14 protein-coding genes are annotated in these 14,294 nt (G+C 34.0%); 9 read left to right on the forward strand and 5 right to left on the reverse strand.

All coding sequences use genetic code 11. The annotated features are described in order from the left end of the window. Position 1 precedes the first annotated feature (1 nt). On the forward strand, positions 2 to 376 hold the full coding sequence (locus tag BUB89_RS12470; protein WP_073245567.1) for a methylglyoxal synthase: 375 nt from the start codon (positions 2 to 4) through the stop codon (positions 374 to 376). Here BUB89_RS12470 and BUB89_RS12475 read toward each other — a convergent pair. Both BUB89_RS12475 and BUB89_RS12480 read right to left on the reverse strand, forming a co-directional pair. Then, positions 357 to 737 carry a RidA family protein gene (locus BUB89_RS12475; protein WP_073245569.1) on the reverse strand — a complete coding sequence of 127 codons (381 nt, stop codon included), beginning with the start codon at positions 735 to 737 and terminating at the stop codon, positions 357 to 359. The two genes, BUB89_RS12470 and BUB89_RS12475, sit on opposite strands and share 20 nt — an antisense overlap. Before the next feature lie 47 nt (positions 738 to 784). Continuing rightward, positions 785 to 3,532, reverse strand: a complete 2,748-nt coding sequence (locus BUB89_RS12480) for a putative LPS assembly protein LptD (protein WP_073245571.1) — start codon at positions 3,530 to 3,532, stop codon at positions 785 to 787. A gap of 81 nt (positions 3,533 to 3,613) precedes the next feature. On the opposite strand from BUB89_RS12480, the gene BUB89_RS12485 reads away from it, so the two are divergent. The 8 genes from BUB89_RS12485 (at position 3,614) to BUB89_RS12520 (ending at position 11,474) form a co-directional block, all read left to right on the forward strand. Beyond that, entirely contained in the window at positions 3,614 to 4,666 is a 1,053-nt protein-coding gene (locus BUB89_RS12485; protein WP_073245573.1) for an N-acetylmuramoyl-L-alanine amidase family protein, read from the forward strand. Between the two features lie 45 nt (positions 4,667 to 4,711). Further along, the gene (locus BUB89_RS12490) at positions 4,712 to 5,833 is read left to right on the forward strand and encodes an N-acetylmuramoyl-L-alanine amidase family protein (RefSeq protein ID WP_234982642.1); all 1,122 of its coding nucleotides are present in this window, start codon (positions 4,712 to 4,714) and stop codon (positions 5,831 to 5,833) included. A gap of 47 nt (positions 5,834 to 5,880) precedes the next feature. Next, entirely contained in the window at positions 5,881 to 6,837 is a 957-nt protein-coding gene (locus BUB89_RS12495; protein ID WP_073245577.1) for an MlaD family protein, read from the forward strand. 9 nt (positions 6,838 to 6,846) lie between these two features. Then, complete coding sequence (locus BUB89_RS12500) at positions 6,847 to 8,184, forward strand: 4Fe-4S dicluster domain-containing protein (protein ID WP_073245579.1); 1,338 nt, start codon at positions 6,847 to 6,849, stop codon at positions 8,182 to 8,184. A 71-nt stretch (positions 8,185 to 8,255) separates the two neighbouring features. Next, positions 8,256 to 9,047: a (Fe-S)-binding protein gene (locus BUB89_RS12505; RefSeq protein ID WP_073245581.1), complete on the forward strand. Its 792-nt coding sequence runs from the start codon at positions 8,256 to 8,258 to the stop codon at positions 9,045 to 9,047. A gap of 57 nt (positions 9,048 to 9,104) precedes the next feature. Continuing rightward, entirely contained in the window at positions 9,105 to 9,587 is a 483-nt protein-coding gene (locus tag BUB89_RS12510) for an ABC transporter ATPase (protein WP_073245583.1), read from the forward strand. A 275-nt stretch (positions 9,588 to 9,862) separates the two neighbouring features. Next, entirely contained in the window at positions 9,863 to 11,032 is a 1,170-nt protein-coding gene (bshA, locus tag BUB89_RS12515) for an N-acetyl-alpha-D-glucosaminyl L-malate synthase BshA (RefSeq protein ID WP_073245585.1), read from the forward strand. A 10-nt stretch (positions 11,033 to 11,042) separates the two neighbouring features. Further along, positions 11,043 to 11,474, forward strand: a complete 432-nt coding sequence (locus BUB89_RS12520) for a protease complex subunit PrcB family protein (protein WP_073245587.1) — start codon at positions 11,043 to 11,045, stop codon at positions 11,472 to 11,474. A 122-nt stretch (positions 11,475 to 11,596) separates the two neighbouring features. Here BUB89_RS12520 and BUB89_RS12525 read toward each other — a convergent pair whose 3' ends face one another. From BUB89_RS12525 to BUB89_RS12535, 3 genes are all read right to left on the reverse strand, one after another. Then, positions 11,597 to 12,643: an alpha/beta hydrolase gene (locus BUB89_RS12525; protein ID WP_073245589.1), complete on the reverse strand. Its 1,047-nt coding sequence runs from the start codon at positions 12,641 to 12,643 to the stop codon at positions 11,597 to 11,599. 36 nt (positions 12,644 to 12,679) lie between these two features. After that, the gene (locus BUB89_RS12530) at positions 12,680 to 13,276 is read right to left on the reverse strand and encodes a DapH/DapD/GlmU-related protein (RefSeq protein WP_073245591.1); all 597 of its coding nucleotides are present in this window, start codon (positions 13,274 to 13,276) and stop codon (positions 12,680 to 12,682) included. 85 nt (positions 13,277 to 13,361) lie between these two features. Then, a complete protein-coding gene (locus BUB89_RS12535) occupies positions 13,362 to 14,240 on the reverse strand; it encodes a helix-turn-helix domain-containing protein (protein WP_073245593.1) in 879 nt (292 codons plus the stop codon). Positions 14,241 to 14,294: the final 54 nt, after the last annotated feature.

Below are 14,294 nucleotides of genomic sequence, written 5' to 3' on the forward strand. Positions count from 1 at the left end.
TATGGAAATTGCTATTATTGCCCATGATGGGAAAAAAGTGGATATGGTTCAGTTTCTGAATAAAAATATTGAACTGTTAAAGCAAGAGAAAATTAAACTTATTGCCACAGGAACTACTGGAGGAAAAGCTGAGAAAGCGGGTTTTAAAGTAAAGAAAATGCTTTCAGGTCCTCAAGGAGGTGATGCGCAAATTGCAGCCCGTGTAGCAGAAGGAAAAACTAAAATGGTTTTATTCTTTAAAGATCCATTGGCCAGCCACGCACATGAAGTAGATATTAATATGTTGCTTCGTGTATGTGATGTGCACAATGTGCCAATAGCTACTAATGAAGCTTCGGCACAATTGTTATTGAGTGCTATAACACTGCTACCATAGAAATCTCAATATTTACATTTTTTGGCAAACAAGCCACTTGAACCGTTTCACGAGCTGGAGCGGTTTTTTCGTTAAAATAAGATCCGTAAACAGTATTAATTGCTCCAAAATCATTCATGTTGATAATGAAAATAGTTGATTTTACTACATTTTCAAATGTCATTCCTGCGGCTTCTAATACTGCTTTTAGGTTTTCCATAACCTGAGTAGTTTCGGCTTCGATAGTAGTCGTTACTAAATTTCCATCAGCAGGATTGATAGCAATTTGTCCGGATGTGTAAAGTGTGTTTCCTGAAAGAATCGCTTGGTTGTAAGGTCCAATAGGAGCCGGAGCTTTTTCTGTAAAGATTATTTTTTTCATGATAATAGTATTTTGATATGAAACAAATAGTTGTTTTTGAAGAGAAATTAACGATTATTGAAATTTCGTTTTTCCCATTTAATATCGCTCAATATACCTGATTTAATTCCGATAAAGAAATTCCAGTTGGCATTATTCCCAAAAGGCATCCAGTTTAAACTCATTCTCCAACTCGATAAATCACGCTCAAATCGCAATTGTGTATAAGTTACTCCTTTTTGAACAAAATCATATCCGGTAGAAACTCCTACTTTCCATTTTGGAGTCAAATCCGTATTGGCAGATATCATTACAGAGTTACCGGTAATTTTATTTTCTCTGTTGTTATTTCCGTATGTAAAGGAATAAGCAAAGGTCATATCCCATGGAATCTTAGACCTGAAAAACTCCGAAATGGTATCTTCGCCTTCTTCTTCGCTGCCGTCAAACATACTTTTCCGGTTGTCAGTTAAGTCAGTTGCTGTTCCAAACAGATCATCTTCACGACCACCGTTTCGGGTAGTCTGATCCGTATTTTTATCTTTTTTATCATCATCACCATCCTTACTGGATAAAGCGTAGTTTAAAGTAATATTAGCACTCGTCATTCTAAATAAACTTCCACCGTTTTCAATGTTGAAGGTGTTGATTCGTTGCCCTGAATTATCAATGGCATACGGGTCTAAAGTGGCAGCAAAATTGGCATTTAATTTGTTTTCGAAAAATTGTGCTCCCGTACTTACCCTTACCGGTGACCATGCTAATGCGGTAACACCATCAGCATCTAAATTATAACTGGTAGAAAGGTTTAAGTTGTTGAGCAACATCACTTTTTTAGGTTCTGTTTTGGTAGAATCTTTATCAGTTACCTTAGCTTCAAAGGTATTACTGATGCTTATTCCCATCGTGTTGGAATTTGTTAATCCCGGAGCTCCAAAAATACCACCTTCAAATCGGGTGTATTTATTGTCCATATTTCCGCTGGCATCAGAGGCATAAGTATCGTAATATTTTTCAAAACTAGGAGTATAAGCATACGATACAGAAGGTCTCATAACGTGTCTGATAGCCTGAATTTTTTTGTTTTCACCAAAGTTAAAAGTACCATAAATTGTGGTTCCTAAACTGGCGGAGAAATTATAAGTTCGATAAGCATCAAAACCATTTACGGTTGTATTTACTACGGCACTTTGATTTTCATCATAAGCTTTACGAATGGTTTTAGTGTACCAAATTTCTTCATAGTTTACCGATGTTGAAGCACTGAAGTATTTAAATATTTTAAAGTTAGTACTCAGCGGAATACTGTGCTGAAACCCTATTTGGGCATCTCTGAACATTTCAGGCTTGAAAAACAGCGAATCAGTTGTGGTAATGTAATTTCGACCGTTTAAGTTATATTGTAAATTGATGTTTTTAAAGAAACCTTTTTTTACTCCGTCTTTTCCAACAAAAGGATACATCCTGTCCAGACTGAATTGCAGTGTAGGCAACGTCATGTTGATGGATTCTGTCTGGGTATTTTGAGAATGTGTAGCTGATAATGATAATCGTGCCTGAGGAATAATATTGAATGTTTTTGAGTAAGAAACAGAAGAACTCAGCGTGTTGTTTAATGAGGATCCAATGTTAGACTGATTGATGGATTGCCGGAAATATTTACTGCTTCCTAAGTTTACAGAAGCAGAAAAACTCGAATTTGGATTGGCTTTAGTATCTCTCGAGTGTGACCATTGAATATTGTAAATATTTTGCTTAGAATAATCCGGATATCCTCTCTCACTGTTAATCAGGTTCTCAAAACGTACATTTACGTTCCCTCTGAATTTATACCTTTTGGCATAAGAGGATTCAAAACGCATACCATAACTACCATTTGTATAATAATCCCCCAGTACCGTTAAATCATAATGATCACTTAAAGCAAAATAATATCCTCCGTTTTGCAAAGAGAATCCTCGGGTATTAGAGTCATTATAACTGGGTAGTATTAAACCGGAAACACTGGTTTCCTTGTTCATTGGAAAAAAAGCAAAAGGCAATGCAATAGGAGTGGGGACATCGGCAATAACAAGGTTTGTTAATCCTGTGATTACTTTTTTTCCGGGTATGAATTTTACTTTTGAAGTTCTAAAATAATATTCCGGATTTTCTTTATTGGTCGAGGTGGTAAAGCGGGCACCTTTTAAAAAGTAAACGGAATCATTCTCTTTTTTGGTAATGGCAGCCTTGACGTTAAATTCTCCCTGATCTGTTTTTGAATTCCAAATTAAAGCTTTTTTAGTTTTAAAATTAAAACGAATCGAATCAGGTTCTATAACATTTGTACCCTGTTTAAAATTAGGGTATTGTGTGTATTTGCCTGCTGAATCTTTAATCCTGCCTGCATAAACCTCATTTTTTTCATAATCCATTATAATTATACCCGACTTTAATTCAACATCCTGATAATAAAGTTCGGCTTCATCATATAAAGTTGTGAGTTTTTGTTTGTTATCTAATTTGGTGTATCCTAGAGCTTTGTATTTTACTTTTCCGTCAAGGAAAGCTTTTTTGGGTTTTATGCTGTCTTTTTTAATACTGTCATTTTCTTTTTTTATAGTGTCAGTACTAACTATGCTGCTGTCTTTAATGGTATCTGTAACTTTGTTTTGTTGCTTGACAACAATGCCTTTTGTTTTTTTAATATCTTGTGAATATATGCTGGATGCCCCAAATGTGAGGAAAATTGATAATAAAACGATATGAAATAAGTTTGTATGCAAAGGTATAAATGCTATTTTTGTAAAATTATGGCTTGTTTTTTGAGTTGTCAAACTTACAGATTATTTTTCGTCAAAAATAGTCAAATACAAAATTTATAAGCATAGTGTTTTTAATTAAATTAACTTTTAAAAATGAAATTTAATAGCAGGAACTTTTTTTTTATAACAATTTTGATGTTGTTGGGATTCAGTTCCGTATTTTCTCAGAATAATAAAGTTTTTACAATCATTTTAGATGCAGGACATGGGGGAAAAGATCCCGGGAATTCCTATCATGGTTTTGTAGAAAAAAAAATAGCACTTAAAACCGTTTTAAAGATTGGTGATTTTCTGGAAAATGAAAAGGGCATGAAAGTGATCTATACCCGAACTTCTGATGTATTTGTTGAACTGGCTGACCGACCTAAGGTGGCAAATAATGCAAAAGCTAATTTATTTGTATCCGTACATTGTAATTCAGTTAAAAATGAAGGACCACATGGTACAGAAACTTTTGTGATGGGATTGTCCAGATATGATATGAATCTGGAAGTGGCTAAAAGCGAAAATTCGGTTATTTTACTGGAGAAAGATTATAAAACTAAATACCAGGGCTTTGATCCTAAAAAACCCGAAACATTGATAGGATTGACAATGGTTCAGGAGGAGAATTTAAATAACAGTATTAGACTAGCTTCCGGAATCCAGAATAATTTTACCAAAAAATTAAAGAGAAGTTCCAGAGGAGTAAAACAACAACCTTTGTGGGTTTTAGATGCAGCCTATATGCCCAGTGTTTTAATTGAATTGGGTTTTTTATCTAATAAAACAGAGGGAGCGTTTTTAAATTCGGATGAAGGGCAAACCAAGATGGCAAAACAAATTGCAGATGCCATTTTGAATTACAAACGTCAGTATTACGGAACAACTGAATCAGCTGCTGAAGCCCACGATGAAGTTGCAGATAAAACGAACAACGATTCCGCTGCCAATTTATATAAAATACAGCTTTTAGCAAGTACGAGAAAAATAAAATTGGAACCAGACAATTTTAAAGGATTAAAAAATGTATCTTATGAGTTTTCGAATAAACTTTATAAATATATGTTTGGAGCCACTTCTGATTTTGCAGAAGCTAAAAAAAAGCAATTAGAAGCACGAAATGCCGGATATTTAAAAGCATTTATAGTCAGAGTAAAAAAATAGTTGATAGATTTAATAGATAAAAAAAAATAAAAGATTTTGGAATTAATAGTTAAAATTAAAAAAGTTACCGCAGTAGTATTATTAATCTTAGTTTGTAATTCTGTTTATAGTCAGTCAGATGTTTTTAAAGTTACACTGGATGCGGGGCATGGGGATCATGATTTTGGCGCTTCGTATAATGGTCATGTGGAAAAAAATATCAACTTAGCAATAGTACTTAAAGTAGGAAAGATACTGGAAAAATATCCTAAGATTGATGTTATTTATACCCGAAAAACAGATGTTTTTATAGGATTAGAGGAGAGAGCTAATATTGCTAACAGAGCTAATGCGAATATTTTTGTTTCCATTCACTGTAATGCCAATAGAAATACATCAGCTGACGGAACCGAAACCTATGTTATGGGTATGAGTAAAATTGCTTCCAACTTAGAAGCTGCTAAAAAGGAGAACTCGGTAATTACTCTGGAGAAAGATTATCACAGAAAATACGAAGGTTTTGATCCTAATTCTCCCGAAACGATGATTGGTTTTACGTTAATGCAGGAGGAATATTTAGATAACAGTATTTCTTTAGCCAGTAAAGTGCAAAATGGTTTTGCAGCTTTAGGCAAAAAAGTAAGAGGAGGAGGTGTGAAACAAGCTCCTTTTATGGTACTGCACAAGGCTTATATGCCTAGAATTCTGATTGAAACAGGATTTGTTTCTAATTATGTTGAAGGAAATATTTTAGACTCAGAAGAGGGACAAAATGATATTGCAAGAGCTATTGCAGATGCGATTATCAGCTATAAAAATGAATATTTTGGAGCAGGAGAGACAGAAGTGACTGTAAAACCCGCACAAAAAATGGCTGAAACAGCAGTTCCTGAACCGGTAGTTCCTAAAAAAGAAACCGTAGTTGAGGCAAAGAAAGATGTTGTTTTTAAAGTACAATTAGCTCTTTCGAGCAAAAAATTAGCATTAGTTCCTAAAAATTTCAAAGGCTTAAAAGATTTGTCTATGGAGCCTATTGGTAGAAATTACAAATATTTTTATGGTCAAACGAGTGATTATGAGGCTTCAAGAGAACTTCTGTCAGAGGCAAAAGCTAAGGGATATACTTCAGCATTTTTAGTTGCCTACAGGGACGGAGTTAAAATAGATATTCAGGAAGCAATTAAATAACGTCAAGTTTTAATATTTATATTAAATTTGCATTAAATACTTATATTTTGAAACTAACAAGAGAAATTAAAACAGCAATTTTAGTAATTGCATCTATATTATTATTTATTTGGGGATATAGTTTTTTAAAAGGGAGAGATCTTTTTAATACATATACTAAATTGTATGTACAATATGATAGTGTAGAGGGCTTAGCTCCATCAGCGGCAGTTACTTTAAACGGTTTGGTTATTGGTAAAGTAGAGCAAATTTCAATAAATCCTAACGATGGAAAACTATTAGTTGAACTGCAAATTAAAACTGATTTTCCTATTTCAAAGTCCAGTCGTGCTGTTATCTATGAGCCGGGATTTATTGGGGGAAAACAAATTTTAATTGAGCCTAACTTGGCAGACAAAACGGTTGTTGAGCAAGGAGATCAGCTGGCAGGAAATGTTAAGCTGGGAATGACGGAATCCTTAAGTAAAAAATTAGTTCCGCTTCAGGATAAATTAGAGAAAGTATTAACGAATATCGATACTTTGGTTACCGGAATTAATACGGTTTTAGATCAGCAAACTCAAAAAGATTTAAAGAAAACCATAGCTGAATTAAGTAAAACTATGGAGCAATTCCATCAGGCTTCGGCGGGAATGAATTCTTTAATTACTGATAACAAAGCGCAAATCAACGGAGCTGTTTCTAATTTTAATAAGATGTCGGGCAATTTTTCTAAAATATCCGATTCTTTGAATAAAGCCGATTTAGGAAAAACAGTCAAAAGCCTGAATGCTACCTTAGCAAAAGTGAACGGAATTATGACTGATTTAGAATCAGGAAACGGAAGTATGGGCAAATTGTTAAAAGACGATGCTTTTTATGATAACCTGACAAAAACAACTAAAGAGTTAGAATTATTGTTACAGGATGTGCGACTTTCACCTACAAGATACATTAATGTTTCTCTTTTTGGAAAGAAAAATAAGCCTTACAAAGCACCTGTTGATAGTACCTCTACTAAATAATAACAATATATGAGTTATTTAGACAATATATTATTTGCAATAATTTTAATTATCGCCTTTGGCTATTTTATTTCTAATATCAAAAAAATTTACCGAAATGTAAATTTAGGAATTGATGTTGACCGAAAAGATAATTCAAAACTAAGATGGAGAAACATGGCTATGATTGCCTTAGGGCAGTCCAAAATGGTTAAAAGACCCATTGCCGGTGTGCTTCATATCATCGTTTATGCAGGTTTTGTAATTATTAATATTGAATTACTCGAAATCATTATTGATGGTTTATTTGGTACACATAGAATTTTTGCTCCTTTTTTAGGTGGTTTCTATGATGTATTAATAGCATCTTTCGAAATATTAGCTTTACTGGTTATTGTTGCAGTAACGGTATTTTGGATCAGAAGAAATGTAATCAAATTAAAACGTTTTATAAATCCTGATTTGAACGGATTTCCTAAAAATGATGCTAATTACATTTTGTATTTTGAAACAATATTAATGTTCTTGTTTCTTTTTATGAATGCTTCTGATTTGCATTTACAAAATGTTTCCGGAGGTTATTCTCATTTTGTTAAAGCGGGTTCTTTTCCAGTAAGTCAATTTTTAGCTCCTTTGTTTAACGGTGTAAACAGTGATTTAGTAGCTTTATTTTATGAGTTATTCTGGTGGTTGCATATTGTTGGGATTTTAATATTTATGAATTACTTATATTATTCGAAACACCTTCATATTCTGTTAGCGTTCCCTAATACTTATTTTGCTGATTTAAAACCTTTAGGAAAATTTGATAATCTGGAAGCAGTTACTAAAGAAGTGAAAATGATGATGGATCCTAATGCAGATCCGTTTGCTGCTCCTGCTGCTGACGCTAATGAAGTTCCTGCCAAATTTGGAGCCAGTGATATTCAGGATTTAAACTGGGTACAATTGCTGAATGCCTATACTTGTACCGAATGTGGAAGATGTACTTCTGCCTGTCCGGCAAATATAACCGGTAAAAAGTTATCGCCTCGCAAAATTATGATGGACACTCGCGACAGGATGGAAGAAGTGGGTAAGAATATAGATGCTAATAAAGGTGTTTTTGTTCCGGATAATAAAACATTACTAAACGATTATATTACTCCCGAAGAACTTTGGGCCTGTACTTCCTGTAACGCTTGCGTCGAGGAATGTCCTGTAAGCATTAGTCCGCTGTCTATCATTATGGATATGCGTCGCTATTTAGTTATGGAACAAAGTGCTGCACCAGGAACTTTAAATGCTATGATGACTAATGTAGAGAATAATGGAGCACCGTGGCCATACAATCAGCAAGACAGGTTGAATTGGAAAAACGAAATATAGTTGAACCGTTTATTCGATAATGTATTTTAACCGATTAAACAATTAACAAATCAACGATTAAACAGAAAGAAATGTCAGAAAATTTGATAGTACCTACAATGGCAGAAATGTTGGCTCAAGGAAAACAACCTGAAGTTTTGTTTTGGGTAGGTTGTGCAGGAAGTTTTGACGATAGAGCCAAAAAAATTACCAAAGCATTTGTACGTATATTAAATAGTGCTAATGTTTCGTTTGCAGTCTTGGGTACCGAAGAAAGTTGTACCGGAGATCCGGCAAAAAGAGCAGGAAATGAGTTTTTGTTTCAAATGCAGGCCATGATGAATATTGAGGTTTTGAATGCTTATGAAGCTAAAAAAATTGTTACTGCCTGTCCGCATTGTTTTAATACTTTAAAAAACGAGTATCCTGAGTTAGGTGGTAAATATGAAGTAATTCATCATACTGAATTTTTAAAATCTTTATTGGATGATGGCAGATTAGCTATTGAAGGAGGTCAATTTAAAGGTAAAAAAATCACTTTTCATGATCCTTGTTATTTAGGCAGAGCCAATAAAATATATGAAGCACCGCGTGATTTAATAGAGAAATTAGATGTAGCATTAGTAGAAATGAAGCGTTCTAAAGCTAATGGATTGTGTTGTGGAGCAGGAGGAGCCCAGATGTTTAAAGATGCCGAGAAAGGAAATAAAGAGGTTAATGTAGAGAGAACCGAAGATGCCCTTGAAACAACTCCCGATATTATTGCTACCGGATGTCCGTTTTGTAACACCATGATGACCGACGGAATAAAGAATAAAGAAAAAGAAGGTGAAGTAAAGGTGATGGATATTGCCGAACTGATCGCTAATGCACAGGATTTGTAAACGGAGTTTCTGATTTACTAAAAATCTAAAATCAACAATTTAAAATCTAAAATCAAAATGTACGTACCATTTGAAAATTTACCGGAAGAATCCAGAATCTGGATTTATCAATCAAACAGAAAATTTTCGGATGCCGAATTTTCTGAAATCGAAAAAGATTTACAACAGTTTCTGGAAGGCTGGGCCGCACACGGTACCAGTTTAGAAGCTTCTTATCAGTTAAAATACAATCGTTTTATAATTATTGCCGTCAATCAGGAAGTTCAGGCTGCTACAGGTTGTTCTATTGATGCTTCGGTAGTTTTTATCCAAAGCTTAGAGCAAAAGTACGGCGTTGATTTATTGGATAAAATGAATGTAACTTTTAAATTAGGAGAACACATTGCTCATAAACCATTGATTGATTTCAAAAAAATGGTAAAAGATAAAGCGGTAACTGAAAACACCATTGTTTTTAATAATCTGATAAACAATATTCAGGAATACAACGAATCCTGGGAAGTCCCTGCAGCTGACAGCTGGCACAGCAGATTTTTTTAATAAAACAAAAGGAGGAAATTTTTTTTCTCCTTTTTTTATGCCTCATTTTCTTTGATCGTTTAACTCTTGTTTGGGGTATAATAAATTGATTTTCCTGTTTTTGCTTTTCTGTCGAAAGGATTTCTCGAAGTGCGTGCTGATTTCTATACGATTGTCTTCGACAGGCTCAGACTGACAATTTCATTAACCAATTACCTATAGAAGCTCTTACTTTTAACTTAATTTAACTCTTTTTTATTCCTTTTTGAGTATTTTCGTAGTACTAAATTTTATACATGAAAATAGCAATAGTTTGTTATCCTACCTTTGGAGGAAGTGGTGTTGTCGCTACCGAATTAGGTTTAGAATTAGCCCGTTTGGGACATGAAGTTCATTTTATTACTTATAGCCAGCCAGTGCGTTTGGCATTATTAAATCCTAACGTTCATTATCACGAAGTAAACGTTCCGGAATATCCTTTGTTTCATTATCAGCCGTATGAATTAGCTTTATCGAGTAAGTTAGTCGATATGGTTAAACTTTATAAAATTGATGTTCTGCATGTGCATTATGCTATTCCACACGCTTATGCGGGCTATATGGCTAAGCAAATGCTTAAGAATGAAGGAATCGAAATCCCAATGATTACTACCCTTCACGGAACTGATATTACTCTGGTAGGCAATCATCCGCACTATAAACCGGCAGTAAGTTTTAGTATTAATAAATCAGATGTGGTGACTTCCGTATCGCAAAGTTTAAAAGAGGATACCTATAAGTTGTTCAATATTAAAAGAGATATTCATGTAATTCCTAATTTTATCGAATTAGAAAAAAACAATAAAGAATATAATGTTCCTTGCCAGCGAACGCTTATTGCTAAACCCGAAGAACGAATTATTACCCATATTTCTAATTTTAGAAAAGTAAAAAGAATACCGGATATTATTAGAATATTCGATAAAATACAACAAAATATTCCAGCTAAATTGCTAATGGTGGGTGATGGTCCAGAGAAAGAAAAAGCGGAGATTTTGTGTCAGGAACTAGGAATATTAGATAAAGTAATCTTTTTTGGGAATAGTAATGAAATTGATAAGCTGTTAAGCAATTCCGATTTGTTTTTGTTACCATCAGAAACCGAGAGTTTTGGATTAGCAGCCTTAGAAGCTATGGCTTGGGGAGTTCCTGTGATTTCCAGTAATTCAGGTGGTTTACCAGAGGTGAATTTTGAAGGAGTTTCCGGGTATTTAAGCAAAGTAGGAAATATTGATGAAATGGCTCAAAATGCATTAAAAATCCTCAAAGATGATGTTGTTTTAGCTCAATTTAAAGAAAATGCTTTGACAGTTGCCCAGAAATTTGATATCAAACATATTTTGCCTTTGTATATTGATATTTATGAAAAAGCCATTAAAAAGTATAATAAAAAAGCAAAACACCTGAGTAAACCTCACAATAAATAATTCTATAGAAATGAAAAAAATCCTTCTTTTGTCAGTACTTGCTTTAGTGTTGTTTTCCTGTGGTTCAAATAAAAAAACTGCTGACTATCCAAAACCAATGTATGAAATTTTGTTGCAACAAAATGATGGCGGTGGCAACATTCATTTTTATGAAATCCTTTCTGAACCCAATGAAATTAAAATGCTGTTGAATGATGAAAAGTTAAAAGGGAAAATAAATACAGCTGATGTACAACAGTCTAATTTTGTGATTTTAAACATGGGACAAAAACCTACATCAGGATATAGCATAACGGTAGACAGCGTTATTGAAACAGATGAAAATATTGTAATAAAAGTAAGGGAAATTAATCCGGATCCTAATGCTATGGTAATGCAAGTTATTAGCTATCCTTACACTGTAGTAAAAATTAATTCGAAAAAAGAAATTATTGTTAAATAGAAGGTTCTTTCTTTCCAAATAAAAAATGACGCCAATAGTTTTAATGGCGTCATTTTTTATTTATAGAATCATTTTTTTAGCTCTGATTTACTTGTAAAACACTAAATCAGTTATTTTTTGTGTTAGTTTAAATGTTTTTTAAAAAACAATTCTAGTTTAGAGAATGGAATAATATCTAATTTGTCATACAAGTCTACATGAACTGCATCAGGAATAATTATCAATTCTTTTGGTTCATTAGCCGTTTTAAAAATGTCTTCACTAAAATACCTTGAATGGGCATTTTCTCCGGCTATCAACAGCATTGGTCGGGGCGAAATTTCTTTTACATAACTTAAAATCGGCATATTCATAAACGAAATGGGATTGGTAATTAGCCAGGCTCCGTTTGAGTTGACAGAATTGACATGAAAACCTCTTGCTGTTCTGTAATAATCAAAATATTCTTTTACAAATTGTGGTTCGTCACCTTGTAAGGTTTCCGGTAAATTACGAGGACCATTTGCCGGTTTCCCGTTTTCGGCATCTTTCCAGCGTTGCTGCCCCAAAGTTTCTAATGTTTTAGTTCTTTGTTCCAGCGTTACAATATCGTTGTATCCTTTAGACATTACTCTTGTCATATCATATAAACTTGTGGCAGCAACAGCTTTCACGCGTTTGTCAATAGCAGTTGCATTTAAAGCAAAACCGCCAAAACCACAGATTCCGATGATGCCAATTTTGTTTCTGTCCACGTTTTTTTGAAGTCCTAAAAAGTCAACTGCCGCACTAAAATCTTCCGTATTGATTTCCGGAGAGGCTACATTTCTGGGTTTGCCACTACTTTCGCCTGTATAAGAAGGGTCGAAAGCCAGTGCTACAAAGCCGCGTTCAGCCATTTGGTTAGCATATAATCCGGATGATTGCTCTTTCACTGCCCCAAAAGGTCCGCTGATTGCTAATGCAGCTAGTTTTGAAGTATCTGTATTTTTAGGAAAGTATAAATCTCCTGATAAAGTAATTCCATAGCGGTTTTTAAAACTTACTTTTTGACGGCTTACTTTATCACTCAGTTTGAAAGTGTAATGTTCTGTAGAGGTATTCATTATTTCTGAATTTGTTTTTGTTTTTTGTGCAAATAATTGTCCGGTTATCCCAAATAATATTGCGATTGCTAATGCTTTTTTCATCTTATTTTCGAATTGTTTTTTGTTAATTTTTTTAATCTAAAAGTCTATAGTCTTTATCATTTTTGCGGGAATTCCGCCAACGATAGTATTGTCAGGTACATTTTTAGAAACAACGGCTCCGGCTGCCACTACAGCATTTTTTCCGATGGTAACACCAGGAAGAACTGTGGCATTTGCACCTATCCATGCATTTTTTTTGATATGGATAGGTTTAGCGGTAAGTCCTTTTCTTTGGTGAGGATTTAATGGATGATTTTCGGTAATGAGACTGACTTTGGGTCCAATCAGGACATCATCTTCAATAGTGATTCCGCCCAATGCCAAAAAGGTGCAGTCAAAATTGATGAAGACATTTTTGCCCATGTTGATGTGTTTTCCGTAATTAATGTAAATCGGTGTGAAAATGGTAATGTCCTGAACTTCCTGATCTAAAACTCGGCTAAATAGTGCAGAAATCTCTACAGGGTCTGCAGCATTATTCATTTGATTGAGTAACGTCTTTACAGCAAAAGCTTCCTCCCTTAATCTGCCCCTTTGCAGGTCATCAGGAAGTATAGTTTGCCCTTCTAAAAGTCTTTTGAAAATATCGTTTGCAGAAAATTCTGAATTTGAAATAGGTGTTGGATCTGACATCTTTTATGGAGTTGATTATCTGATACAAAGGTATCACAGCTTTGAAGTATGCTGTTAAAGATTATCAAACCAAAGATTAAGAAAATCAAACCTCGGATAAGCGAAAAGAAGACGGATTAGTTCCGGTTTGTTTTTTGAAAAAATTATTAAAGTATGTAGGGTAGTCAAATCCGAGTGCATACGCAATTTCTGAAATACTCCAGTCGGTATGCAGTAAAAGTGCTTTTGCTTCGGTGATAATTCTCTCCGTAATATGTGTCGTTGTAGATTTTCCGGTAACTTCTTTTACGGCTCTATTCAAATAATTGATGTGTACATTTAGATGTTGGGCATACTGTTGGGCTGTTCTTAACTGAAGTGGATTTTGTATGGTTTCAATGGGGAATTGCCTTTCCAGGAGTTCCAGAAAAACCGACGTTAATCTTGACGATGCATTCTTGTTGTGTTCGTAATTTTCAGAAGGCTCCATTTTTAAAGATTCGTGAATAATAAGACTGATGTAATTGCGAATCAACTCATCTTTAAAGACATAATCACTTTCCTGTTCAGTAATCATTTTTTGAAAAATAGTATTAAGAAAAATTCTTTGCTCTTCAGAAATTTTTAAAACAGCTGTGCCTCCAATTTTAAAAAAAGAAGATTGTTGTAAACTTTCCGAACGTTCGGAATTTTTAAAAAAATCTTCCGAAAAAAGAATGGTGTAACCCACGTAGCTGGTTGAAATTGTTTCCCACGAATAAGGAATATGTGGATTACCAAAAAACAGGATGGTACCTTCCTGTTCGTATGTTTTATCGGAATAGTGAATTTTACTTTTTCCTGTTGTAAGGCAAATTTTGTAGAACTCTTTCCGGCTGTAGGTACGTGTTTCGGTACCATCTTCTTCTATCTGAAACGCTTTAAAACCTTGTAGTTTCAGCTCATTATTAAACTTAGAAACTTCTCTTATTGTCTTCTCTTTCATTTTACAAAGTTAAGAAATTCAAATATAACAAAGTGGATTAAAAACACGTACAAA

Source organism: Flavobacterium flevense (assembly GCF_900142775.1).
Classification (GTDB): Bacteria; Bacteroidota; Bacteroidia; order Flavobacteriales; family Flavobacteriaceae; genus Flavobacterium; species Flavobacterium flevense.

Bases quoted from the DNA above. Each gene is read 5' to 3' on its own strand.
- BUB89_RS12485 (WP_073245573.1), top strand. From the start codon at position 3,614: ATGAAATTTAATAGCAGGAACTTTTTTTTTATAACAATTTTGATGTTG.
- BUB89_RS12470 (WP_073245567.1), top strand. From the start codon at position 2: ATGGAAATTGCTATTATTGCCCATGATGGGAAAAAAGTGGATATGGTT.
- BUB89_RS12525 (WP_073245589.1), bottom strand. From the start codon at position 12,643: ATGAAAAAAGCATTAGCAATCGCAATATTATTTGGGATAACCGGACAA.
- BUB89_RS12475 (WP_073245569.1), bottom strand. From the start codon at position 737: ATGAAAAAAATAATCTTTACAGAAAAAGCTCCGGCTCCTATTGGACCT.
- BUB89_RS12520 (WP_073245587.1), top strand. From the start codon at position 11,043: ATGAAAAAAATCCTTCTTTTGTCAGTACTTGCTTTAGTGTTGTTTTCC.
- BUB89_RS12530 (WP_073245591.1), bottom strand. From the start codon at position 13,276: ATGTCAGATCCAACACCTATTTCAAATTCAGAATTTTCTGCAAACGAT.
- BUB89_RS12505 (WP_073245581.1), top strand. From the start codon at position 8,256: ATGTCAGAAAATTTGATAGTACCTACAATGGCAGAAATGTTGGCTCAA.
- BUB89_RS12535 (WP_073245593.1), bottom strand. From the start codon at position 14,240: ATGAAAGAGAAGACAATAAGAGAAGTTTCTAAGTTTAATAATGAGCTG.
- BUB89_RS12510 (WP_073245583.1), top strand. From the start codon at position 9,105: ATGTACGTACCATTTGAAAATTTACCGGAAGAATCCAGAATCTGGATT.
- bshA (WP_073245585.1), top strand. From the start codon at position 9,863: ATGAAAATAGCAATAGTTTGTTATCCTACCTTTGGAGGAAGTGGTGTT.
- BUB89_RS12500 (WP_073245579.1), top strand. From the start codon at position 6,847: ATGAGTTATTTAGACAATATATTATTTGCAATAATTTTAATTATCGCC.